We start from the raw sequence: 23,309 nt of genomic DNA, 5'->3' as shown, positions 1-23,309 counted from the left end.
TCGCACGTCTGGCTCGCTCCGGCTCAGCGCTTCATGGCGCCGTCCGCGATGGCGTCCGCGGCCTCGCTGATGGCGATGCCCACGATCTCCAGGCGCCGCACCAGCTCGCGCTCCTTCATGGCGTTGGCGGTCAGTTCGCCGGAGAAGATGCGGGAGATCTCATACTGATACATCCGGCGGATGGCGCCGCCCGTCTTCTTGGCCTCCAGCGCGTCGTGCACCACGGCCGACGGGCTGGAGACCAGGTCGCGGACGGCGTTCTCCAGCGCGTCGATGCCGACGATCACCTGGTCGAGCAGCGGGGTGAAGCGGATCTGGTCGGGCACCTGATACAGGTGCGACTCACGGACGAAGTCCCGCAGCGAGTCGAGCACGTCGTCGATCGAGCGCGACAACCTGAACAGGTCCTCCCGGTCGATCGGCGTGACCAGGGCCGAGCGGAGCTCCTCGACCAGGCGGCGGCGCTCCTCGTCGCCGAGGTGCTCGATCGTGCGCATCTGCTCGTGCGCGCCCGTCCTGCCGACCTCGCCGCCGATCATCGCCATGGCCAGCCAGGCGCCCTCCTTGGTCGCCGCGAGCTGCCCGAGCAGCGCGTCCGACAGCGCGCTGTCCATGCGGCCGATGAGCAGGTCGCGGATGCGGCGCAGCCGCTTCACCGGCCCACCTCCGATGCGCCTGCGTCGACACGGTCCATCACGCTCCCGCTCCCTTCACCAGAAAGGCCGCCACCGCGGCCAGCAGCAGACTGGCCGGCAGCGTCAGCAGCCAGGCAGTGACGATCTTCACGGCGGCGTACCAGCGGACCCGGCCGCCGCCCAGGTTGACGCCCGAGCCGATGAGCCCGCCGGCGATGGCCTGGGTCATGCTCACCGGCATGCCCAGCGCCGAGCAGCCGAGCACGGCGGTGCCCGCCGACAGCTCCGCCGACACGCCGTGCAGGGGCCGGAAGGCGATGATCTCCCGGCTCAGCGTACGTCCCGCTTTCGGCAGGCCGTACAGGGCGCCGACACCGAACAGGGCGGCCACCATCGACGTGTACGCCAGCGGCGCTCCCGAGAAGCCCAGTGCGATCATGAAAACGGCGAGCATCTTCTGCCCGTCGTTGGCCGCGTAGGCGAGGGTCTGGAGCAGGAAGCCGGCCCAGTGCCAGTGCCACAGCCCGTGTGTGGTGGTGAATTTGATCAGCAGCCCGCTCACTACCCAGGCGAGTAACGCGCCGACGACGGGCGCCGCGACGCCGAAGAGCAGCACGAGGGCCACGGACGAGCCGGAGACCGGCAGCCCCCAGCCGAGGCCCGCCCCGGTGAGGCCGCCGACGATGGCGAGGGTGAGGCTGGTCGGCCTGCCCTTCGCGCTGAGCACCAGGACCACGACCAGCGAGCAGATGACGGCGATGGTGGTGGCCGATCTGCCGCCGTCGCCGTCGAAGGTGGCCAGCCGCGTGACGAAGGTGAGCGCGACCTGGTGGGTGGCCAGCGGGACCAGGGCCACGAACACCACCATGGTCGCGATGCCGGTGGCCGGGCGCACGGTGGGCAGCTTGAGCCCCGTCGCGAGGAGCGCCCCTCCGTCGTTCATCCCGGACACGATCGCGAACAGGCAGGCGACCCCGACCAGTAGTACGGCGTCCAAGGGCATGCGCTCCTTCCCCGAAAGCTGTCGCGTAATGCCTGGTACATACCCAAGGCCGGGTCTATGAGGCGGTCCGTGCCCGGTATTGTCGACGGTTGAGCCATCCTGCGCCCCGCCGCGAGAGTGAAGCATGAGCACCGAATACGTTCTCACCCTGTCCTGCCCCGACCGGCCCGGAGTGGTGGCCGCCGTCGCCGGCCTGCTGACCGCGCGCGGTTGCAACATCACCGAGAGTCAGCAGTTCGGCGACCGGGACGCGCAGCGGTTCTTCATGCGGGTGCAGTTCGCCGCGACGCAGCCGGAGGACGAGATCCGCGCGGCCTTCGCCGCCCTGGCGCCGGAGTTCGGCATGGTGTTCCAGGTCCGGGACCTGGCGCGCCGGCCGCGCGTGCTCATCATGGTCAGCAAATTCGGCCACTGCCTCAATGACCTGCTCTACCGCGTCCGGTCCGGAGCGCTCGACATCGAGGTCGTCGCGGTCGTCTCCAACCATCCCGACCTGCGCCCCCTGACCCAGTCCAACGGCATCGACTACCATCACCTGCCGGTCACGGCCGCCACCAAGGCCAGGCAGGAGGCCGAGGTGCTGGCGCTGGTGGAGCACTACCAGGTGGACCTGGTGGTGCTGGCCCGCTACATGCAGGTGCTGTCGGAGGAGCTGTGCCAGAAGCTGGCCGGCCGGGCGATCAACATTCACCACTCGTTCCTGCCGTCGTTCAAGGGCGCCAAGCCCTACCACCAGGCGCACGACCGCGGCGTCAAGCTGATCGGCGCGACGGCCCACTACGTCACCTCCGACCTGGACGAGGGCCCGATCATCGAGCAGGAGGTGGCCCGCGTCAACCACAGCCACTCGCCTGCGGACCTGGTCGCCATCGGCCGCGACGTCGAGTGCGTGGCGCTGGCCAGAGCGGTCAGATGGCACGCTGAGCAGCGCGTCCTGCTCGACGGTCACAAGACCGTCGTCTTCCCTCGCTGAACCTGGCGTTAGCCGGACGCCAGCCGGGGCACGCGCTGGGCATGCCAGAAGATGCGAACTCCACACCACCACCGCAGAGTCAGCCGTACCCAGGGGACACCGGCCGGATGGCGCCCGAGCCGCGGGACGAGATGCGCGGCTACGAGGGCAGAGGGTTGCTGGCCGGCAAGCGCGCGCTCGTCACCGGGGGCGACTCGGGCATCGGCCGGGCCGTCTCGGTCGCCTTCGCCAAGGAGGGGGCCGACGTCGCGATCGCGTATCTCGAGGAGCACGAGGACGCCAACCACACCAGGAAGCTGGTCGAGGCCGAGGGGCGGCGCTGCGTGCTGCTCCCCGGCGACCTGAGCGACCGCGACCACTGCGCGCAGGTCGTGGAGCGGACGGTGGCCGAGCTCGGCGGCCTGGAGATCGTCGTGAACAACGTCGCTTACCAGGCGCCGGTGGACTCGCTGGAGGAGCTGACCGACGAGCAGTGGGAGCACACGTTCGCGGTCAACATCCACAGCTACTACCGGGTGACCAAGGCGGCCCTGCCGCACCTGCGCGAAGGCGCCGCGATCATCAACACCTCGTCGATCAACGGGCTGCGCGGGAACAAGACCCTGATCGACTATGCGGCGACCAAGGGGGCGATCAACGCCTTCACCTACTCGATGGCGCAGAACCTCGTCGATCGGGGCATCCGGATCAACGCGGTCGCGCCCGGTCCGGTCTGGACGCCGCTGATCCCGGCCACCTTCCCGCCGGAGAAGGTGGAGAAGTTCGGTGAGCAGGTGCCGATGAAGCGGGCCGCCGACCCCGACGAGATCGCGCCGTCGTACGTCTTCTTCGCCGCCGACCGGTTGTCGTCGTACTACACCGGCGAGGTTCTCGCGCCGATCGGCGGGGAGACGCTGCCTGGCTGAGCACGGCGGATGAGAGCATTCTCATCCGAGCCTCAGCGCCCTCTCCTCCGCAACCGGCATGCTCGACGTCATGAGACGTCGAGTACCCCTGGCCGCGCTTCTGATCGGAGTGGCCGTCGCCGGGTTCCTGGCGATCGGGCTCATCCAGGCCGCGGGCAGCGGCCCGGATCTGGGCGGGCCCGTCGTCGTGTCGCAGACCTCGAAGGGCAGCGCGCAGCCGCAGGAGGGCCGTACCCGCGAACCGGCCGCCACCGCGCCGAGCTCCCCAGAGCGGACCGCCGAGCCGAGCTCCCCCAAGAGGACCGCCGCCGAGCCGACCGCCGATGAGCGGCCCGCCACCGAGCGGCCCGCCGTCACGCCGAGCAAGCGCACGGCCAAGGTGGAGCCGGTCCGTCCGGCGTCGCCGAGGCCCGGCGGCGACGACGGTGACGGTGATCGTGACGACGGCGGTCATGGCGATGACGGTGACGATGGCGATGACGACTGATCCGGCGCGCCGATGCGGATGACCGCTCGGGCCCGGATCGTGGGCTGGATGCTCGCGGTCGCCGGGCTGGCCCTGGCCGTCTCGGTCTTCGCCACCTGGACCATCCTGCTCACCCGGCTCGGCGACCGGATGCACGACGAGTTCGTCAACGAGGTGGAGAAACTGCGCCGCTACGCCGCGACCGCGTTCGACCCCTCGACGGGCCGGCGGGTCGACGACGTGGAGGAGTTGCTCACCGGCTACCTCGCCTACAACCCGCCCGACCGGTGGGAGACCTTCTTCAGCATCGTCGACGGCAAGGCGGACCGCCGCACGGCCGTCCCCGCGCCAGCCCGGCTCGACACCGACGACGCGCTGGTCGCCGGCATGTCCAAGGCGTCCAGACCACGCGTGGACATGTACGAGAGCACCGCCGGGACGGTCTGGTACACGGCCGTCCCGGTCAGTGTGGCGGGCGACTCCCGGTCCGGCCACTTCGTGGTGGCGATCTTCTACGACCGGCACCGGGACGACATCGTGGACGTGGTCCGGGTGGTCGGCCTGACCGCGCTGGCGGCGCTGGCCCTGGCGGGAGGGGCCGGCTGGTTCGTCGCCGGGCGGGTGCTCGCCCCGATCAGGCTGGTGCGCCAGACCGCCGCCCAGATCAGCGACTCCGCCGACCTGACCAGACGGCTCGACGTGCCGGGCGAGGACGACGTGGCCGCGCTCGCCGCGACCTTCGACCACATGCTCGACCGGCTGGAGCAGGCCTTCGCCGTGCAGCGGCACTTCGTCGACGACGCCGGCCACGAGCTGCGCACCCCCATCACCGTCATCCGCGGCCACCTGGAGCTGATGGGCGACGACCCCGCCGACCGGGCCGAGACCCTCGCCCTGGTCACCGACGAGCTCGACCGGATGAACCGGATGGTCGACGACCTGCTCACCCTGGCCAAGGCGGAGCAGCCCGGCTTCCTCGACATCGAGGAGGTCGAGCTGGCCGACCTCACCGTCAGCGTGGTGGCCAAGGCGCGCGCGCTCGGCGAGCGGCGCTGGCGGGTGGACGAGGTGGCCGAGGCCCGCCTGCCCGCCGACCGGCAGCGGCTCACCCAGGCGCTGATGCAGCTCGCGGCCAACGCCGTGCGGCACACCGAGGAGGGCGACCTGATCGCCGTCGGCTCCGCCGTACGGGATCGGTCGGTCGAGCTGTGGGTGCGGGACAGCGGCCCCGGGGTGGCGCCCGCGGACCGTGAGCGGATCTTCCGGCGCTTCATGCGCGGCGCCGGCCGCACCGGCGCGCACGACGGCGCTGGGCTGGGGCTGGCCATCGTCACGACCATCGCCGAAGCGCACGGCGGGACCGTCACCGTGGTGGACGCCCCCGGGGGCGGCGCCTGTTTCGTCATGACCGTTCCACTCAGGGAGGTGCGGTGAACCGCATTCTGATCGCCGAGGACGAGGGGAGGATCGCGTCCTTCCTGGAGAAGGGGCTGCGCGGCAACGGGTTCGTCACCGCCGTTGTCGAGGACGGCGTCGCGGCCTACGACGTGGCCGCCAGTGGCGCGTTCGACCTGCTCATCCTGGACATCGGGCTGCCGCTGAGCGACGGGTTCACCGTGCTGCGGCGGCTGCGCGAGGCCAAGGTGGGCATCCCCGTCATCATCCTGACCGCCCGCGACAGCGTCACCGACACCGTCGCCGGGCTCGAAGGCGGCGCCGACGACTACATCGCCAAGCCGTTCGCCTTCGAGGAGCTCCTGGCCAGGGTACGGCTGCGGCTGCGGGCCGACCGGCAGCCCGAGGTGACCGTGCTGCGGGTCGCGGACCTGGCCCTCGACCTGCGCACCCGGCGGGCGTACATCGGGGAGCGGTCGGTGGACCTGTCCACCCGCGAGTTCGCGCTGGCGGAGGTCTTCTGCCGGCACCCCGACCAGGTGCTGACCCGCGAGCAGTTGCTCAGCCACGTGTGGGGGTTCGACTTCGACCCCGGCTCCAACGTGGTGGACGTGTACGTGCGCTACCTGCGGCGCAAGATCGGCGCCGACCGGATCGAGACCGTGCGGGGGACGGGATACCGCCTGCGCGCCGGGTGACAGCTCGATGAGAACGCCCTCATCATCGGCTCACCGGCGCTTCACCGCTGGTCGGCAGGCTGTTCGACAACGGTACCGATCCATGGAGGCGCACCTTGCGAGCGACCACGATTCTCGGGTTCGCGATGGACCTGGCGGCGATCATCACGCTCGCCTACGGCCTGTACTACCGCCGTCACCATCGCCGGGACCTGTTGTTCGCCTACTTGGCGCTGAACGCGGGCATCTTCGCGGTGGTGTCCCTGCTGCTCGTCCAGCGGGTGGACCTGGCGGTCGGGTTCGGCCTGTTCGGCGTGCTGGCGATCATCCGGCTCAGGTCCGACGAGATCACCCAGCAGGAGATCGCCTACTACTTCGTCGCGATCGCGCTCGGCCTGGTGAACGCCATCGCGGCGGCCTGGCCGCTGACCGCGCTCTTCCTCGACGTGGCGCTGCTGGCGGTGATGTACGCGGCCGACCATCCACGCCTGCTCGGCCGTACCCGCCACCAGGTGGTGACCCTCGACGTGGTCCACGCCGACCAGGCCCTGCTCCGCGCCGACCTGGAGAGCCGGCTGGGCGGGCGGGTGCTGCAGTGCTCCGTCACCCAGGCCGACTACGTCAGGGACATCTCCGTGGTCGACGTCCGCTTCGAGCTCCCGCAGCACGCGCCCGTGCGGGCTTGGCGATGAGCGCGCAGTGGCCCGACACCGGCGTCCTGCTCGCGGGGGTGGCCTCGGCGCTGCCGCCGATCACCCTGGAGGAGGTGACGGCCGCCTCGAAGCTGATGACCCGGGTGGACCGCAAATATCTGGTGAGCGCCTCGACGATGACCAGCCTCGCGGCCGAGCTCGGTGACAGGTTCGCGGTGCTGCGGATCGGCGGACGGCGGCAGTTCCGCTACACCTCCACCTACTTCGACACCCCCGACCTGCTCACCTTCCGCCAGCACCGCCAGGACAGGCGGCGCAGATTCAAGATCCGTACGCGCACGTACCTCGACGGCGGTGGCCGCTGGCTGGAGGTCAAGCTCAGCGGGGCGGGCGGCAGCACCGACAAGCACCGCATTCCGTACGACGCGTCCCCGTCCGACGCGCTCACCCGAGAGGCGCTGGACTACGTCGCCGACACCCTGGCGGGCACCCTGCGGCTGGCCCGTCCCCCGGCGCTCGGCCCGGTGCTGTCCACCGACTACAGTCGCGTCACCCTGGTGGACAGGACCGGCCTGGCCCGGCTCACCTGCGACACCGGCCTGGTCTGCGGCGACGGCCGGCGCACGCTGCCGGCCCGCCGCGACCGCGTCCTGCTGGAGTCCAAGTCCGCCGACGGGAACGCCGCGGCGGACCGGATCCTGCGTGAGCTGGGAGTGCGGCCCGTCAGCGTCAGCAAGTACTGCCTCGGGGTGGCGGCGCTGCACGGCGTGGCCGCCAACCGCTGGCAACCGGTGCTGCGCCGCTATTTCCCGGCACGGCACCGAAGTGAGGCTCAGGGCCGGTAGGTGCCGAAATACCAGGTGTTGCCCTCGGGGTCCGCGCAGGCGTACTCACGCGAGCCGTAGGACTGGTCGACCAGGGCCATGGTGATCCGGGCGCCGGCAGCCTCGGCGCGGTCATGGTGAGCGTCCGCGTCGTCGACGGCGACGTAGACGCCCGGCCCTCCGGGAGCGCCGGGCCCGATCATGATGATGTCGTCGTCGATGAGCAACTCGGCATGCTTGATCGCGCCCTCCTCGTTCTTGGACACCTCGTGCACCTGGAACCCGAAGGCGCTGGTCAGGAAGTCGAGGGCGGCCCGGCAGTCCTGATAGCGAGCCTGTGCGTAAACGGTTCGTCTCATGCCGTCAGTGTGCGCCGGGCGCCGGGCGGGGTCTTGGATATATCTGACCGGGTGTCGTGCCGCCCAGCGTCCTGAACTCGCGGTTCATGTGCGCCTGGTCGTAGAAACCGCATTCGGCGGCCACCTGCGCGATCGTCGCGCCGGCGCGCAGCCGGTGCGCCGCCCGGCCGAACCGGATCACCCTGGCGGCCGCCTTGGGCGTGAGCCCCACCTGGTCGTGGAAGCGGGCCACCAGGTGGCGGTGGCTCCAGCCGAGGGAGTCCGCCAGACAGGACACGCTCAGGTCGCCGCCGACGCGCAGCAGCCGCGCCCACGCCCACCGCACCCGCGGATCCGGCTCGGGACCGGCCAGGATGCGCTCGGTCAGCAGCCGGTCGGCCAGGGCCAGCCGGTCGGGCCACGAAGGGGTCTCGGCCAGCCTGGCCACCGCCGCGCGCGCCCACGGCCCCAGCAGGTCCTCGACCGGCAGCGTCACGTTGGCCAGGTGCCGCATCGGCACGCCGTACAGCCGCCTGGCCCCGAACGGAGTCAGGAAGACCTCCACACCCTCGGTCGGCTCGGCCGTGCGAGTCACGGTGAAGCGGTCGGCGAGGCCGCCCGTGAACGAGGTCAGCCGCTCGCCCGCCACCTCCATGGCCGCGCCGAAGCCCAGGATGAGCACCGCGGCGGGCATCGCCGCCTGCGCGCGGGTCACCGGCGCGGCGTAACGCTCGCGGTAGGCCGTCAACCGCGTCACGTAGGGCCGCAGGGCAGGGCTGGGGTCAGCCTCGGCCAAGGTCAACCCCAGCTCGCTCATGCTTGGACCATACGCCCGCTAGAGACCCAGATGCTTGGCCAGGAAGGTCAGCGTGTCCGCCGACAGGTCGACCGTGCGGCTGATCGAGCGGGCGCCGTGGCCGACCTCCGTCTCGTTGCGCAGCAGGATCGGCCGGTCGCCCGAGGAGGCGTGCTGCAGCGCCGCGCACATCTTCCACGCGTGCAGCGGATGGACCCGCGTGTCGGACCCGAAGACGGTGAACAACGTCGCGGGATAGTCGACCGACTCCTTGACCTGGTGGTAGGGCGAGTAGGCGTGCAGCCAGCCGAACTGCTCGGGGTCCTCGGCGGTGCCGTACTCGACGTTCCAGGTGGCGCCGAGCCCGAACTTCTCGTAGCGCACCATGTCGAGCAGCGGCGCCGAGCAGACCACCGCGGAGTAGAGCTCCGGGCGCTGGGTCAGCGCCGCCCCCACCAGCAGCCCGCCGTTGGAGCCGCCGGAGATGCCGAGCTGCGCGGTCGTGGTCACCCCCGTCTCGACGAGGTGGACGGCCGCGGCGTGGAAGTCGTCGAAGACGTTCTGCTTGTGGGCGAGCATGCCGGCGCGGTGCCAGTCCTCGCCCTCCTCGCCGCCGCCGCGCAGGTTGGCGATCGCGTAGACGCCGCCCGCCTCCACCCAGGCCAGGATCGACGCGGAGTAGCCGGGCGTCATCGACAGGCCGAAGCCGCCGTAGCCGTACAGGATCGTCGGACGCGGGCCTTCGCCGTCGACCGGCGAGATGATCAGCATGCGGACGTCGGTGCCGTCCTTCGACCGGTAGACGACCTGCTCGGTGCGCACCGGCGGCACCTCCACCGCGCCGGGCGAGGCAGCCCAGAGCGTGGTCTCGCCGGTCCGGGCGTCGTAGTGCTGGATGGACGGCGGGTTGGTGTTGTCGGTGTAGCCGAACCAGGCCTCGTGGCCGCCCTCGGGCCGCTCGGAGATGCCGCCGATGGTGCCCAGGCCGGGCGTCGGCACCTCGCCCAGGCGCTCGCCCGTCGCCAGGTCGTGCACGGTGATCTCGCTGATCGCGTGGCGGGTCCAGCCCACCAGCATGACCGGGCGCTCCAGGCCGTCGAGGATGGCGAAGTCGGACAGCACCGCCTCCTCGTCCTGCGGGATCAGGTCACGCCAGGAGTCGTGGCCGGGCTCGGCCGGGTCGGTGACGCAGACCCGGGCGCGCGGCGCGTCCCGGTCGGTGTGCACGTAGAGCCTGCCGTCGCGGCCGAACACCAGGCCGGTCTGGGCGTCCACGCCCTCCTGCACGACGCTCAGCTCCGGCCGCTCGGGCGTGGAGACCTCCAGGTCGGCGACCCACAGGTCGTTGCGCGGAGCGGTGCCCTCGCTGGCGGAGATCTGCAGCCAGCGGCCGTCACGCGAGACCGAGACGCCGTAGTAGTTTGTCATCTTCATGCCGTCGCCGAAGATCAGCACGTCGTCCTCGGTGGAGGTGCCGACGCGGTGCAGATAGACGCGGCGGTGGAACTGCCGCTCGTTCTCCGGCACCTCGGTGCTCGGCAGCCGCCGCACATAGTAGAAGGCCTCGCCGCCCGGCAGCCAGGCGATGGGGGAGTAGCGGCAGCGGTCGATCGGGCCCTCGACGCGGGCGCCCGTCGCCACGTCGATGACGTAGAGGACCGACTCCTCGTCGCCGCCCACCGAGATCTGGTACGCCAGCAGGCGCCCCTCCTTGTCGGGCTGGACCGCGTCGAGCGTGGTCAGCCCGGTGGGGTCGAGCGCCATCGGGTCGACCAGCACCCGCTCGGTGCCGTCCGCGTCCACCGCGTAGTAGACGGCGTGCTCCTGCTCCGGCGTGCGCCGGCTGAAGAAGTGCCTGCCGCCGCGCCAGGCCGGAGTGCCCACCGAGCCGGACATCAGCAGCTCCGCGATCCGCGACTTGAAGCGCTGCGGCTCGCTCTCCCGCTTGAACAACTCCGCCTGCCCGAGCAGCCACTTCTCCGTCTCCGCGCCGGCCGGATCCTCCAGCCAGCGGTAGGGGTCGGGAACGGGCGTGCCGTGCAGGATCTCGACGGTCTCCTCGCGCGGTGCGGCAGGGTAGGGCTCTCGCGTCATGCTTCGAACCCTACGGCAAGCGCGATGCCGGGAGGATGGCGTAAAGCCCTGGTGATGCGGGAATAAAACGTACCGTGCGTCCCTCTGGTCATTCCGGCTGGAGGTTAAGGGGTGGCGGGGACCACGCGGGAAACGCCAGACTTGCAGACAGGACGGTGCCGTGGTGACCATCCGCTGGGCCGTCCGGCGGAGGTCCACGTGACGCAAGCGTCGATGCCCCAGGAGGGGCGAATAGCCGGGACATGCCGCGGCATGTCCCCCTTCATACGTGCGCAGCAGGGAGAGGCCCGATGATGCGCCAAGTCCTGCTGCTGAATGCCACCTACGAGCCACTCACCACGCTCTCGCTGCACCGCGCCATCGTGCTGGTGCTGCGGGAGAAGGCTGACGTCGTGCACCGCGACGGCCGGGGCGCCGTGCTGCGCTCCGCCTCCTGCACGCTCGACGTCCCGTCGGTGATCCGGCTCCGCCGATACGTCCGCATCCCCTACCGATCGCGCATTCCCCTGACCAGGGCCGCTCTCATGCGGCGCGACGACTACCGCTGCGCCTACTGCGGCCAGCGGGCCGAGACCATCGACCATGTCATCCCTCGCTCCAGGGGTGGCACCCACACGTGGGAGAACTGCGTCGCCTCGTGCACGCCGTGCAACCACCGCAAGGCTGACAAATACCTTGAGGAGCTGGGGTGGTCGCTCCGCGTCGCCCCGGCGGTGCCACGGGGCGCTCACTGGCGGCTCATCGGCGCGTCTCTCGTCGGTGACCCGCAATGGGCGCCCTACCTCGAACCGGCGGCCTGAAAGTGATCCGCGAACCGGCGGCCCGAAAGTGATCCGCGGCCCGGTCCCCTGCCCGGGGGCCGGGCCTTTCTCGCTCTCCCTCCGGCTCGGTCCCCTGTCCGGGGCCGGGCTCTTCTCACTTTCCCTCCGGCGCGGTCGCCTGGCAGGATCTGCCGCATGTGGACCTTCACCACGGACGCCGAGGAGTTCGCCAGGGCCGCCGAGCCCTTCCTGCTGACCGATCCGGTGAGCAACACGGTGCCGCTCACCGTCCTGGCCGGGCTGCGCGCCGGCCTCCCCGCCCAGGACGCCTACTTCGGCTGGTGGACCGACGGCGGGCAGGTGCGCGGCGCCGCGTTCCGCACCCCTCCCCGTCCCGTGGGGCTCGCCCGCATGCCGCTCCGCGCCGTCGCCGAGCTCGTACGGGCGCTGAAGGGCGACATTCCCGAGGTCGTGGGCCCGCGCGAGCTGACCGACGAGGTGGCGCGAGCGCTCGGCCGCTCCGGTCACGTGCTCCCCGAGCGCCTCTACCGGCTCGGCACGCTCACCGTCCCCGACGTGCCCGGCCGCGGCCGGCCCGCCGTCGAGGCCGACCTGCCCCTGCTGGTGAGCTGGATGTACGCCTTCTTCGCCGAGGTCAAGCTGGGCGTGGGCGAGGACGTGCCCGAGCGGACCAGGCAGCGGCTGTCCATGGGCGAGCTGTTCGTGTGGGAGTCCGGCGGTGTGCCCGTGTCGTTCGCCGCCCTGTCGCCGGCTGCGGGCGGAGTCTGCCGGATCGGCCCGGTCTACACGCCGCCGGAGCAGCGCAGGAGAGGCCATGGCGCCGCTGTGACCGCCCACACCAGCCATGTGGGGCTGGCCGAGCGCTGCGACGAGGTCGTGCTCTTCACCGATCTGGGCAACCCGACGAGCAACGCCGTCTACCGGTCGATCGGCTACGAGCCGGTGTCCGACTACGCCCAGGTGACCTTCTACCGGTGACGGCCGTACTCTTGGCGTATGCCGCGATACGACTACCGCTGCCGCGCCTGCGGCTCCACGTTCGAGCTGTCCCGTCCCATGTCGGCGTCGAGCGACCCGGCCCCCTGCCCTGAGGGCCACGACGACACGGTCAAGCTGCTGTCCACCGTCGCCATGACCGGCTCCGCCGCCGCCCCCCGCACGAGCGGCGGCGGTGGGGGCGGCTGCTGTGGCGGCGGCTGCTGCAGCTGAGCACCCTGCGGAGCGGCCCGTACGGCCGGCGGGGCGATTCGCTCCGCGTTGGTCCGCGTGTATGCCCGGTGGGGTGGCTCGCTCCGCCGTTAGTCTGCGTGTCCGGCCGGCGGGGCGATTCGCTCCGCCGTTGGTCCACGCGTAAGCCCGATGAGGGGGCTCGATTCGCCGTCAGGTGTTCTGGCGGGTGAAAGCCTGTACGGCCAGCCGGGCCACTCCCTCCACCGTGGCGATGCCGGTGCTCATGTCCGGGCTGCGCTCTGACAGCACCGCCATCAGCAGCTCGTGCCCGCCGACGGTGAGCCGGCCCAGGCTGTTGACGGTCCACCGGCCGTCGTGCGCCTCAGCGGGCAGCCAGCCGTTCTTCACCGCCACCCGCTCGCCCACCGCGCCCACGCCCCACGCCTGTGCGGGGGCGACCGTGGTCATCAGGCCGAGCGCGTAGCGGCGGTTGGCCGCCGACACCGGCCCGTCCGGGGCGGTGAGCCGCTCCAGCACCATGACCTGGTCCGACGGGTGGCTGGGCGTCGCCCCCCAATACAGGCCAGGTCCAGGCAGGGTGTGCCGCACGCCGAGCCGCCCCAGCACCTCGGAGAGCCCGCGCCGGCCGCCGATCGTCAGGTAGAGCTCGTGCGCGCAGTCGTTGTCGCTGTAACGGATCATCCGTGCGGCCAGCGTGCGCTCGTAGCCGTCAAGCCGGCGTCCCTCCTGCTGGGTGCGCAGCAGCAGCGCCAGCAGGATGTCCACCTTCGCCACGCTGGCCAGCATGAACGGCTCCCGCTCGGTGGGGAAGGCGTACCCGGTGGCGGTGGTCCTGTCGTAGACGGCCACCGCCGCGCGACCCGGCCGGGTGGCCAGATAGCGCTCCAGCGCCCGATCGAGCCGTCGCCGCGCTACGACCGGCACCGCCGGCCTCGCGGCCGCCTGAGATCCCGGAGGCGCCTGAACCTCCCGCCCCACGGTGGCCCCTGACCAGAACCCGGGACGTGCCTGCCACCTATCGGCGGCCCCCGGCCGAGATCCGGGCACCTCCCGCGCGACCGGCGGCCCATCCGGCGGAACCGCCGCAGCCGCACAGCCCGACGCGGCGGCCAGCAGGACGCCCATGAGCCAGACGCCGCCAAAACGCCTGCCCATGAGCGAGATACCACCAAGACGCATGCCCGCGAGCCGGACACCACCAAGACGCACGCCCATGAGCCGGACACCACCAAGACGCGTGCCCGCGAGCGGGACACCAGCAAGACGCATGCCCGCGAGCCTCGCAGTCATCGGCCCAAAGACCCGGGGCACGACGAGTCAAGCACCGGCCAATTCTCCGCACCGGTTCCACCGCGCCGGGCGAGTCCACTCGCACGCTCCTGCCGGTCCGCGTCCCCACTCGGGTGGGGACGCGGACCGAAAGGTCAGGCGACAGCCCTGGTGCGCTTGCGGCGCTGGAAGGGGAGGAAGCGGTCGGCCAGGTGCGGCCGGGACGGGGTCAGAGTGGGCTCGACCGCCAGGATCCGGTCGAACCGGAAGGCCCTGATCGCGCGGCGCGTCCGGCACACGCCGACCAGATACCAGTATTCGCGGTGGACCAGGCAGGTGACCGGCTCCACCTGCCGGCTGCTGACGTTTCCGGCGGCGTCACGGTAGTGGAGGCGGATCATCATGCGGCTGGTGATGGCGTCGGCGATGAGCCGCGCCCGGGAGGCCACGTCGACCGGCAGCGGCTCGGTGAGCGTGGTCAGCGTGGCGGCGATGACGTCGTCGTCGAGGTCCAGATGGTCGAAGACGTGCTGCAGGCCGCGCCTTGCGGTGACGGCCTGGGGGCCCGACCCCAGATGAGCGAGGGACAGGGCGAGGGCGGCGATCTCGGCGGTCGTCAGCGGGCGGGTCTGGGGCTTCACGACTGTAGCCATACCCCAAGAATACGTAAGACCACCGACATTTTTCGAATACCTGTACGGCAGGCGACACGGTCATCGCCTGCCGGACAGGGTCGTACCGCCGGTCAGTGAGACAGCTGCGACAGGTCGCGCGACGCGCCCGTGGAGGCCGACGTCGTCATGGCCGCGTAAGCCTGCAGCGCGGCGCTCACCGGCCGGTCACGGTCGCGCGGCCGGTAGCGGCCCAGGTCGGCCAGCAGGCGCTCGCGTCGCGCGGCCAGTTCGGCCTCAGGGACGCGCAGCTCCAGCTTGCGGCCGGGGATGTCGATCTCGATGAGGTCGCCGTCCTCGACCAGCGCGATCGTCCCGCCCTCGGCGGCCTCGGGGGAGGCGTGCCCGATCGACAGGCCGGACGTGCCGCCCGAGAAGCGGCCGTCGGTGACCAGCGCGCACGCCTTGCCGAGACCCCTGCCCTTGAGGAAGGAGGTCGGGTAGAGCATCTCCTGCATGCCGGGTCCGCCCTTGGGGCCCTCGTAGCGGATGACCACCACGTCGCCCTCCTTGACCTTGTCCCCGAGGATGCCCTCGACCGCCTGCTCCTGCGACTCGAACACCACCGCGGGCCCGGTGAACTTCCAGATCGACTCGTCGACCCCGGCGGTCTTCACCACCGCGCCGTCACGTGCAATGTTGCCGTAGAGGACGGCCAGGCCGCCGTCGACGGTGTAGGCGTGCTCCAGGTCGCGCACGCATCCGTCGGCCCGGTCGAGGTCGAGGGAGTCCCAGCGGTTGTCCTGGGAGTAGGGCTTGACCGTGCGGACGTTGCCCGGCGCCGCGTGCCACAGCTCGATCGCCTCCGGCAGCACCGTGGGCGACTGCGGGTCCCAGGCGGCGAGCATGTCGCCGAGGGTGCCGCCGTTGACGGTCGGCACGTCGCTGCGCAGCAGCCCGGCGCGGTCGAGCTCGCCCAGGATGGCGGGGATGCCGCCGGCCCGGTGGACGTCCTCGACGTGGTACTTGCTGGTGGCCGGGGCCACCTTGCACAGGCACGGCACCCGCAGCGAGATCTCGTTGATCTCCTTCAGCCCGAAGTCGACCTCCGCCTCGCGGGCCGCGGCCAGGATGTGCAGGATCGTGTTGGTGGAGCCGCCCATCGCCACGTCGAGCGTCATGGCGTTCTCGAACGCCTCGCTGGTGGCGATCGAGCGCGGCAGCACCGACTCGTCGTCCTCTTCGTAGTAGCGGCGAGTGATCTCCACGAGCTGACGGCCGGCGTCCTCGAAGAGCTTCTTACGCGACTTGTGCGTGGCCAGGATCGTGCCGTTGCCCGGCAGCGCCAGGCCGATCGCCTCGGCCAGGCAGTTCATGGAGTTGGCGGTGAACATGCCCGAGCACGAGCCGCAGGTGGGGCAGGCGTTCTCCTCCATCTCCAGCAGGTCGGCGTCGGACACGGACTCGTCGGCCGCGGCGATCATCGGGTCGATCAGGTCGAGCTTGCGGCCCGGGGTCTTGCCGGCCTCCATCGGGCCGCCGGAGACGAAGATCGTCGGGATGTTGAGCCGGAAGGCGGCCAGCAGCATGCCCGGCGTGATCTTGTCGCAGTTGGAGACGCAGATCATCGCGTCGGCGCAGTGCGCGTTGACCATGTACTCGACCGCGTCGGCGATCAGCTCGCGCGACGGCAGGGAGTAGAGCATGCCGCCGTGGCCCATGGCGATGCCGTCGTCCACGGCGATCGTGTTGAACTCGCGGGGGATCGCCCCCGCCTCGCGGATCGCCCCCGCCACCACGTCGCCCACCTCGCGCAGATGCACGTGACCGGGGACGAACTGGGTGAAGCTGTTGGCCACCGCGATAATGGGCTTGCCGAAGTCGCCGCCCGCTACGCCGGTCGCCCGGAGCAGGGCCCGGGCACCGACCATGTTCCTGCCGTGGGTGACCGTACGTGACCTGAGGGCGGGCATGATTTCTCCCATCGCTAGCGTCTACACATGGTACGGCCCCTCGCCCGGTAGCTGAGACGCGTGTCCACAGCCCGGACAACAAGGCCGGGGTCCGTGCCGGAACGGCACGGACCCGACGCGAGCGGCCCTCGCCTCAGCCTTCGCCGTAGCGGGCGGGCAGGACCTGGGCGGCGATCTCGTAGATGCGGTCGATCTCGGCGTCGGTCAGCGCGCGCTCCCGCTTGGTGATCCACCTGCGGGCCCGGGCGCCCTCGTAGACGTCCACGCCGCGGATCGTCATGATCTTCCAGGGCACCGGCGGGCCGTAGATGGCCAGCGAGGGCACGACCGAGATCTCCCGCCCGAAGGACTTGGTGATCAGCTCGCTGGCCTGCGACGCCTCCCACTTGGCCTCGGTGATGCGGGGCTTCATGTCGAACGGCCCGTGGAAGAGTTTCTTGCCCATCTGCACCCGGACCGGCAGCCGCTTGTCCCACTTCTCGGAGTCGACGGCGTAGACGCCCGTCGGCCCCACGACGAGGTGGTCGATCTGGGCCTCGCTGCCGGGAATCGCCCTGGCGTGCAGCGTGCGGTAGCCGTTGCGCTCCAGCCTGCGCAGCTGCGCCTCGGTCCGGCGCTCGGCGACGGAGGCACGCCGCCAGGCCGGCACCGTGGAGTTGGAGCGGGCTCGGTAGACCGTGTCCAGGATCGCGGCCACGATCGCCGCGGTCACACCCAGTCGCCAGTCCGAGACCAGGAACCCCACGACCACGCCGACGGCCAGCGCCACCAGCGCCCGGCTGCCCAGGCGACGGAAGCGCGGCTGTTGCATCAGGTCACGCAGGGAAGCGCGCTCCATCGGCGCGTACGTCGTGATGGGCGCCGATGGCTTGGCGGCGGAGGCGGCGGCCTGCTCGCCTTCGGGTCGGTCGCTCACCCAGATGGGCGAGGTGTTGTGACCGTCTTCGCGCTGAGGGTCGGAGTCCACGCAACTCACCGTAGTCCGCTGGTTCGATCGATTCCTAGTGCTGCCTTGTCCATAGTTTTATGGCCCAGCTCACTGTGTTCCACGCCCGATTTCCGGGTACTTATTACTTTCTTCTCTAGAGATGTCTAGGTGCGGAAGCGTGCCAGAACTCCACGACCTTTCGGCTCTCGAACAAGCGCGCGCCATCCGCGCCCGGGAGATCTCGCCGGTCGAGCTCACTCAGCACTATCTGGACCGGATCGAGCGCATCGACCCGGATGTGGGCGCCTTCGTGACCGTGACCGCGGCGAGCGCGCTCCAGCAGGCCCGCCGTCTGGAACGGGAGTTGCCGGACGGACCGCTCGCCGGAGTGCCGATCCCCGTCAAGGATCTTAACCTGGTCAGGGACGTGCCGATCATGTTCGGGTGGGCGACGTACCGCGACTTCGCCGCCGGCCTCGCGCCCGCCGCGCAGGGCAGCGACGGCGCGGCCTCCATGCTCGACGTGATGACGCACCACCGACCGGGCGGCTGTCGGCGCAGGTGGAGGCCGCCAGGGGCGGTTTCTGGGGCGAACGCAGGCCGTCGCTCTGGTGACCTGCCCCGGCTTTGCCCACCTTGGGGGGATGATCTCCCGGCGGGTGCTGGCCCGGCGGACCGGCCCGGGAATACGGTCGGGGTGTGGACAGCGCGCTGGAGATCCTGCTCTTTCTCGTCGGGGTGTCGCTGGGGCTGTTCGTGCTGATCAGCCTGCTGGTCCTGGTGCCGGGCCGCCGTTCGGCGCGCAGGGCGGCGGCCGGCCCGGTGTGGTTCGGCGGTCCCGCCGGCAGCGAACACGGCGCGAGCACCTCCGGCCCGGTGCTGACCGATCCGCCGCCACGCTGGGCCGCCGTGGCGGGGGCGGACTGGGTGACCGCCGCGGAGACGGCCGAGCCCGGCAGGCGGATCGGCGGCGCGTCGGTCGGATGGCGAGCGGAGACGCGCGCACTCACCCCGCAGCAGGCCGACGACGTCAGGCACGCGCTGACGGTCGCCGAGCGGCGCAGCGGACTGCGCTTCGGCCTCTTCCTCGGTGAGCCGGTCGGCGGCAGACGGCACTTCGCGGAGAAGCTGCACGCCGCGCTCGGCGCCGAGGCCGCCGGCGCCGTCGTGCTGTTCGTGGACGTCAAGGGATGCGCCCTGGAGATCGTCACGGGCGAGAACGCCGGGCGCAGGATCCCCGACGCCGCGTGCGGGCTGACCGCGATGTCGATGGCCACCTCCTTCGGCGTCGGTGACCTGGCCGGCGGGCTGCTCAACGGCATCGGCGCCCTGGCGGAGCAGGCCACCGCCCGGCGCTAGCGCTCTACCGCTCGGATCAGCGAGACGGCGAGCTAGCGAGACGACGTGCCGGCCGCGGTCTAGCGCTCGATCAGCGAGACGACGTGCCGGCTGACGCCCTCCAGCAGCGTCGAGGGGGCGAGGGGGACGGCGGCCACGGCCCCGAACAGCGACGGCAGGCCGGGCAGCGGGAAGCCGTCGTCCTGCGTCGCGGCCGCGCCCACCGGGTTCTTGTCCAGCGCCGTCCTGCTGCGCTCCCAGGCTTCGAGCACCTCCTCGGGCGAGGGCACGCCGAAGCCGTGGCCGACGGGAGCCGCGTGGCGGAGCCGTACCAGCGGGGTGTCGGCGAAGGCCAGCGCGGTGCGGGCGCGCGCCTGAAGGTCGGCGCGCGGCCCCGGCTCGATCCAGTCCATGGCCGTGCAGGGGTTGCGGCAGGTGGCCACGCAGACCGCCAGGGCGCCGGCGACCTGGCTGTGCTGGCGGTCGAAGTAGGCGCGCCAGCCCTGCGGCGGCTCACCCGCCACCCGCAGGGTCCGGTTGGCCGCCGACTGCTCCGACTTGGTGTGGTCGCACTCGCGGTCGCCGGTCACCCCGAACCGGCTCTCGGGCGCGTTCAGCCCCGCCGGCCAGCGTGCGGGGTCGCCCGCGTGGCCGAGCTGTGGCTCGAAGGCGAGCAGCGGCAGATACTCGCCGGCGATGTGCACCGCGGCGATCATCGGGCTCAGCTCGCGGCGGTGCCAGCGGATGGCGATGACCTCCAGCAGCAGCCCGAAGGCGGGACGCAGCGACTCAAGGGCGCCACGCGGCTGCTCACGCGGCGTCTGCGGCATGTGACAGGCCCTCGCCTGCCGCTTGAGGTCGGCGGGCACGGCCTTGGTGTCCACCGCGAAGTCCTCGGCGTCGAGCGAGAGCAGCCGCTGGCCGAACTCGCAGGCCTCGGCGATCTGCGGACTCGGGGTCAGCGCGCCGAGATCGGCGAACGCGTAGCGCCGGGCCAGGGCGACGAACAGATCTCGGGTCGTTTCCACCAGATCACCCTCTCACGACCGAATGACCAGCTTTCCGAACACCAGGGCGGGGCCCAGTGCGTCAGGGCCGCGTGGCCCACGGGTCAGGGTGCTGCGCTCCAAGACCGCGTAGGGTGGGCCGGGTGTCCGTTACGCGCCGTGGTGTCCTGCTCGGCGTGGCGGCCTATGTGCTGTGGGGTCTGTCCGCCCTCTACTGGCCGCTGGTGGAGCCCACCGGCCCGGTGGAGATCCTGGCCCTGCGCGTGCTCTGGTCCCCGGTGGCGATCGGGCTGCTGGTGCTCGCGCTCGGCCGCCGGCGGCAGGTGGCCGCTATCCTGCGCCGGCCGCGTGACCTGGCCCTGCTCACCCTGGCCAGCGTGCTGACCTCGATCAACTGGGCGCTGTTCATCTGGGCGACGATGAGCGGGCACGTGGTCGACGCCTCGCTGGGATACTTCATCACGCCGCTGGTCAGCATCGCCTTCGGCGTCGGGATCTTCAGGGAGCGGCTGCGCGGCCCGCAGTGGGCCGCGATCGGGCTGGCCGCCGTCGCGGTGCTCGTCCTCACCCTCGCGTACGGCGGACCGCCGTGGATCGCGCTGGCCCTGGCCGTGACGTTCGGCGGCTACGGGCTGATCAAGAAACGGGTGGACGTCGGCGCCGTCGAGGGGCTGATGGTGGAGACGGCGGTGCTGTTCCCGTTCGCCCTGGTCTACACGGTGGTGTTGCAGGCGGGCGGCCAGGCGACGTTCGGGCACGTGTCGGTGGTCAACACGCTGCTCGGCGTCGGCTCCGGGTTCGTGATGATGGTGCCGATGCTGCTGTTCAGCGCCGCCGCGACGAAGATCCCGCTCAGCGTGACCGGCATGCTGCAGTACATCGAGCCGATCGTGCAGTTCCTCATCGGGCTGCTCGTCTTCCGTGAGTCCATGCCCCTGACCCGGTGGCTGGCGTTCGGGCTGCTGTGGGTGGCGCTCGTGGTGCTGACGGCCGACGGCTTCAGGGCACGAGGTCGGGCGCCCGCGGCTCGTCGAGGTCCACCGCGCTCCGCTCGATCATCTCGAACTGCCTCATCAGGCGTTCGAGATCCGGAGGAGACACGGTGAAGGTGTCGTGGACGGCCTCGCCCGCCGCCGTGTAGTTGAGCTCGTGCCCGCAACTGCCGTCCCACACCCCGGTGATCACCCGCATGGCGGCGGGCAGCCGCAGGGCCTGCACGCGGCGGACGCGCACCCCCGCGTCGAGCTGCTCACGGGCCAGCGCGTCGAGATCGTCGGTCCACTCGTGGTAGATGAACACGCGGCGGATCACCACGCCCCGCGCCAGCGCCTCCACCTGGGCCTGCCAGTACTGCCTGCCGACGGGCTCACGCCACCACGTCAGGTCGACGGCGGGCACGCTGGTGACGCACATCTGCTCCCGCGCCCGCTCGATCAGCCCCAGGAACACCTCGTTGTCGCCGTACGGCGAGCGGAAGTGGCCGCGTTCGAGGTCGGTCAGCGTGCGCAGGCACTCCTCGAAGGCGCGCCGGCAGGCGTCCTGGGCCGGCGTCCCGTCGTAGTCGCGCTCGACGTGCTTGGCGGCGCGCAGCATGGGCTCCATCAGGTCCGGCAGCCACGGGATCTTCTCGATGGTGGAGACCATGTGGCCGACCCTGGTCTCGTGGTCGATCCTGCGGCGCTCCTTCAGCAGCGTCTGGACCTGGAGCGTGATGACGCCGCCGATGAGCCCGGCCACAGTGCCGAGCGCCTGGGCGGTGTCCTCGCGTACGTAGAAGATCACGGCCAGCAGGACCGACAGGCCGGTGCCGATGATCAGCACGGGATCGACGATGATGGAGGGCTTCTTGGTGGGCCTGTTCAACGTGGCTCCCACGCGCGGTCGGGGGGTGACGGAACGCAAGAATAGTCGATCTTGCGCCGCGTTACCCGCCGGTCACGGGCAAGGCGTCCTGATGCACTGGATTTCGCCGGGGGGCTCGGTGGCCGTGGGCTCCACGGTCGGCGCCGGCGGCTCAGACGTGCTGGGCTCCTCCGACGGCTCCGGCTCGGGCTCCGAGGGGGGCTCCACCGTGGGCGTGACGGTGGGCGTCACGGTCGGGGTGACGGTGGCCGTCGCGCTGGGGGCGGGCACCGTGGGCGTGCTCGTGCCCGTGCTCGGTTGCGGGGCCGGGGTGTTCTTCGTCGGCGGGACGGGCCTGCCGCTGTCGCTGGGCGCGGGGCCGCTGGTGGTGGTGCGCGGCTCCTGCTGGGTCACCGGCGGGACGACGCCGCTCTGGCCGCTGGTCTCGGCCGGGCGCATCCAGACGATCCCGGCGACCCCCGCGGTGACCGCGACGGCGGCGGTGATGGCCAATACCGCCGACAGCGCGCGGCGGCGCGGGGTGGTGGTGCCGCCGGCGGTGCCGGCGATGGTGTCAGCGGTGGCGCCGGTGCCGCCGCCGGTGGTGACAGCGGCGGCGGAGGCGGAGGCGGGGACGGTGGCGGCCGGCGCGGGGGCGGTGATGGCGTCGGGGGAGTCCAGGGCTCGCCGCGCCGCCTGCGCCATCAGGGCGGCCGACGCCCAGCGCCGCTCCGGCGCCTTCTCCATCGCCCGGGTCACCACCTGACGCGGCCCCGGCGCCACCTCGGCGGGCAGCTCGGGGACGGGGGCGTGCAGGTGCTTGAAGATGATTTGTACGGGAGTGTCACCCTCGAATGGCAGCCGGCCGGTCAGGCACTCGTAGGCGACCACGCCGAGCGCGTAGACGTCGACGGCGGGCGTCACGTCGCTGGCGGTGGCCATCTCGGGCGCGCAGTAGCCGGCCGAGCAGAGCATCGCCCCGGTGGCGGTGAGCTGGCCCGCGGAGGCGGAGTGCGCGATGCCGAAGTCGGTGAGCGCCACCTCGCCGCCCGCCCGGACCATGAGGTTGGCCGGCTTGACGTCGCGGTGCACGATGCCCTGCGCGTGGGCGGCGGCGAGCGCGCCGGCCACCTCGACGACCAGCCGCATGGTGTCGGCCTGGGAGAGCGGGCCACGACGCAGCACGCGGTCGAGCGACTCGCCCTCGACGAACTCCATCACCAGGAAGCTCACCTGGCGCTCGGCGACCTCGCAGGTGCCGTAGTCGTAGACGTCGACCACGCCGGGATGGTTGAGCGTGGCCATGGCCCTGGCCTCGTTCTGGAAGCGCCGCAGGAACGTGGGGTCCTCCGACAGGGCCGGCTGGAGCACCTTGACGGCCACCGTGCGCCGCAGGACGGTGTCGTCGGCCCGCCAGACCTCGCCCATGCCGCCGCCACCGACCCGGCGGGTCAGGAGGTAGCGGCCGTTGAGCGTGATCCCGGATTCGAGCACGTCATCGAGGCTAACACCGTGACAGGTGTGCCCGGGGCCGGAATCCGCCGCCGGTGACCGAACCGGCGGCGGTGTCCCGGACCGCCCGACAGGCGGTGTCCCAGCCCGCCGAACA

At 71.5% G+C, this 23,309-nt stretch carries 25 protein-coding genes; 13 read left to right on the top strand and 12 right to left on the bottom strand.

Annotation, left to right across the window (positions count from 1 at the left end):
- Positions 1-23: 23 nt before the first annotated feature.
- Both OHA68_RS00365 and OHA68_RS00360 read right to left on the bottom strand, forming a co-directional pair.
- Positions 24-656, bottom strand: coding sequence for a DUF47 domain-containing protein (locus tag OHA68_RS00365; protein ID WP_189137183.1), 633 nt, complete (start codon positions 654-656; stop codon positions 24-26).
- Between the two features lie 37 nt (positions 657-693).
- Positions 694-1,632: an inorganic phosphate transporter gene (locus OHA68_RS00360; RefSeq protein ID WP_327105789.1), complete on the bottom strand. Its 939-nt coding sequence runs from the start codon at positions 1,630-1,632 to the stop codon at positions 694-696.
- 130 nt (positions 1,633-1,762) lie between these two features.
- On the opposite strand from OHA68_RS00360, the gene purU reads away from it, so the two are divergent.
- The 7 genes from purU (at position 1,763) to OHA68_RS00325 (ending at position 7,552) form a co-directional block, all read left to right on the top strand.
- Positions 1,763-2,611: a formyltetrahydrofolate deformylase gene (purU, locus tag OHA68_RS00355; RefSeq protein ID WP_327105788.1), complete on the top strand. Its 849-nt coding sequence runs from the start codon at positions 1,763-1,765 to the stop codon at positions 2,609-2,611.
- A 41-nt stretch (positions 2,612-2,652) separates the two neighbouring features.
- Positions 2,653-3,516: an SDR family oxidoreductase gene (locus OHA68_RS00350; RefSeq protein WP_327105787.1), complete on the top strand. Its 864-nt coding sequence runs from the start codon at positions 2,653-2,655 to the stop codon at positions 3,514-3,516.
- Between the two features lie 70 nt (positions 3,517-3,586).
- Positions 3,587-4,003, top strand: coding sequence for a hypothetical protein (locus tag OHA68_RS00345; RefSeq protein WP_327105786.1), 417 nt, complete (start codon positions 3,587-3,589; stop codon positions 4,001-4,003).
- A gap of 12 nt (positions 4,004-4,015) precedes the next feature.
- A complete protein-coding gene (locus tag OHA68_RS00340) occupies positions 4,016-5,416 on the top strand; it encodes a sensor histidine kinase (protein WP_327105785.1) in 1,401 nt (466 codons plus the stop codon).
- A complete protein-coding gene (locus tag OHA68_RS00335; protein WP_327105784.1) occupies positions 5,413-6,075 on the top strand; it encodes a response regulator transcription factor in 663 nt (220 codons plus the stop codon). The genes OHA68_RS00340 and OHA68_RS00335 overlap by 4 nt, the downstream gene beginning before the upstream one ends.
- 125 nt (positions 6,076-6,200) lie before the next feature.
- Entirely contained in the window at positions 6,201-6,746 is a 546-nt protein-coding gene (locus OHA68_RS00330) for a DUF4956 domain-containing protein (RefSeq protein ID WP_327109435.1), read from the top strand.
- Complete coding sequence (locus tag OHA68_RS00325) at positions 6,743-7,552, top strand: polyphosphate polymerase domain-containing protein (RefSeq protein WP_327105783.1); 810 nt, start codon at positions 6,743-6,745, stop codon at positions 7,550-7,552. Before OHA68_RS00330 ends, OHA68_RS00325 begins: the two co-directional genes overlap by 4 nt.
- Here OHA68_RS00325 and OHA68_RS00320 read toward each other — a convergent pair.
- The 3 genes from OHA68_RS00320 to OHA68_RS00310 are packed head-to-tail and all read right to left on the bottom strand — an operon-like array spanning position 7,540 to position 10,759.
- Complete coding sequence (locus OHA68_RS00320; protein ID WP_327105782.1) at positions 7,540-7,890, bottom strand: VOC family protein; 351 nt, start codon at positions 7,888-7,890, stop codon at positions 7,540-7,542. The genes OHA68_RS00325 and OHA68_RS00320 overlap by 13 nt on opposite strands.
- Before the next feature lie 4 nt (positions 7,891-7,894).
- Positions 7,895-8,686, bottom strand: coding sequence for a helix-turn-helix domain-containing protein (locus tag OHA68_RS00315; RefSeq protein WP_327105781.1), 792 nt, complete (start codon positions 8,684-8,686; stop codon positions 7,895-7,897).
- A gap of 18 nt (positions 8,687-8,704) precedes the next feature.
- Positions 8,705-10,759 (bottom strand): prolyl oligopeptidase family serine peptidase, encoded by a 2,055-nt coding sequence (locus OHA68_RS00310; protein ID WP_327105780.1) that lies wholly within the window; start codon positions 10,757-10,759, stop codon positions 8,705-8,707.
- Positions 10,760-11,052: 293 nt separating this feature from the next.
- On the opposite strand from OHA68_RS00310, the gene OHA68_RS00305 reads away from it, so the two are divergent.
- The 3 genes from OHA68_RS00305 to OHA68_RS00295 all read left to right on the top strand — a co-directional run bounded on the left by OHA68_RS00305 (position 11,053) and on the right by OHA68_RS00295 (position 12,750).
- The gene (locus tag OHA68_RS00305) at positions 11,053-11,559 is read left to right on the top strand and encodes an HNH endonuclease (protein ID WP_189137328.1); all 507 of its coding nucleotides are present in this window, start codon (positions 11,053-11,055) and stop codon (positions 11,557-11,559) included.
- A 156-nt stretch (positions 11,560-11,715) separates the two neighbouring features.
- Positions 11,716-12,519, top strand: coding sequence for a GNAT family N-acetyltransferase (locus OHA68_RS00300; RefSeq protein WP_327105779.1), 804 nt, complete (start codon positions 11,716-11,718; stop codon positions 12,517-12,519).
- Positions 12,520-12,537: 18 nt separating this feature from the next.
- Positions 12,538-12,750 carry an FmdB family zinc ribbon protein gene (locus OHA68_RS00295; RefSeq protein ID WP_327105778.1) on the top strand — a complete coding sequence of 71 codons (213 nt, stop codon included), beginning with the start codon at positions 12,538-12,540 and terminating at the stop codon, positions 12,748-12,750.
- A gap of 171 nt (positions 12,751-12,921) precedes the next feature.
- On the opposite strand, the gene OHA68_RS00290 is transcribed toward OHA68_RS00295, so the two are convergent.
- The 4 genes from OHA68_RS00290 to OHA68_RS00275 form a co-directional block, all read right to left on the bottom strand.
- Positions 12,922-13,656, bottom strand: coding sequence for a serine hydrolase (locus OHA68_RS00290; protein WP_327105777.1), 735 nt, complete (start codon positions 13,654-13,656; stop codon positions 12,922-12,924).
- A gap of 500 nt (positions 13,657-14,156) precedes the next feature.
- Positions 14,157-14,654 carry a helix-turn-helix transcriptional regulator gene (locus OHA68_RS00285; RefSeq protein WP_189137197.1) on the bottom strand — a complete coding sequence of 166 codons (498 nt, stop codon included), beginning with the start codon at positions 14,652-14,654 and terminating at the stop codon, positions 14,157-14,159.
- 92 nt (positions 14,655-14,746) lie between these two features.
- Positions 14,747-16,585, bottom strand: a complete 1,839-nt coding sequence (gene ilvD, locus OHA68_RS00280; RefSeq protein ID WP_327105776.1) for a dihydroxy-acid dehydratase — start codon at positions 16,583-16,585, stop codon at positions 14,747-14,749.
- A 133-nt stretch (positions 16,586-16,718) separates the two neighbouring features.
- On the bottom strand, positions 16,719-17,552 hold the full coding sequence (locus tag OHA68_RS00275) for a nuclease-related domain-containing protein (RefSeq protein ID WP_189137199.1): 834 nt from the start codon (positions 17,550-17,552) through the stop codon (positions 16,719-16,721).
- 139 nt (positions 17,553-17,691) lie between these two features.
- Between OHA68_RS00275 and OHA68_RS00270 the strand changes: the two genes are divergently transcribed.
- Together OHA68_RS00270 and OHA68_RS00265 are read left to right on the top strand one after the other, a co-directional pair.
- Positions 17,692-18,276 carry an amidase family protein gene (locus OHA68_RS00270; protein WP_327105775.1) on the top strand — a complete coding sequence of 195 codons (585 nt, stop codon included), beginning with the start codon at positions 17,692-17,694 and terminating at the stop codon, positions 18,274-18,276.
- Positions 18,213-18,872 carry a DUF5130 family protein gene (locus OHA68_RS00265; RefSeq protein WP_327105774.1) on the top strand — a complete coding sequence of 220 codons (660 nt, stop codon included), beginning with the start codon at positions 18,213-18,215 and terminating at the stop codon, positions 18,870-18,872. Before OHA68_RS00270 ends, OHA68_RS00265 begins: the two co-directional genes overlap by 64 nt.
- Before the next feature lie 59 nt (positions 18,873-18,931).
- On the opposite strand, the gene OHA68_RS00260 is transcribed toward OHA68_RS00265, so the two are convergent.
- Positions 18,932-19,879, bottom strand: a complete 948-nt coding sequence (locus tag OHA68_RS00260; protein WP_327105773.1) for a hypothetical protein — start codon at positions 19,877-19,879, stop codon at positions 18,932-18,934.
- Positions 19,880-20,001: 122 nt separating this feature from the next.
- On the opposite strand from OHA68_RS00260, the gene rarD reads away from it, so the two are divergent.
- Positions 20,002-20,964, top strand: a complete 963-nt coding sequence (gene rarD / locus OHA68_RS00255) for an EamA family transporter RarD (RefSeq protein WP_327105772.1) — start codon at positions 20,002-20,004, stop codon at positions 20,962-20,964.
- Here rarD and OHA68_RS00250 read toward each other — a convergent pair.
- Complete coding sequence (locus tag OHA68_RS00250; RefSeq protein ID WP_189137204.1) at positions 20,858-21,721, bottom strand: hypothetical protein; 864 nt, start codon at positions 21,719-21,721, stop codon at positions 20,858-20,860. The genes rarD and OHA68_RS00250 overlap by 107 nt on opposite strands.
- 72 nt (positions 21,722-21,793) lie before the next feature.
- Positions 21,794-23,194 (bottom strand): serine/threonine-protein kinase, encoded by a 1,401-nt coding sequence (locus OHA68_RS00245; RefSeq protein ID WP_327105771.1) that lies wholly within the window; start codon positions 23,192-23,194, stop codon positions 21,794-21,796.
- Positions 23,195-23,309 lie beyond the last annotated feature (115 nt).

Source organism: Nonomuraea glycinis (genome assembly GCF_035920485.1).
Lineage (GTDB): Bacteria > Actinomycetota > Actinomycetes > Streptosporangiales > Streptosporangiaceae > Nonomuraea > Nonomuraea glycinis.
This window is presented reverse-complemented; position numbering and strand designations above follow the sequence as displayed.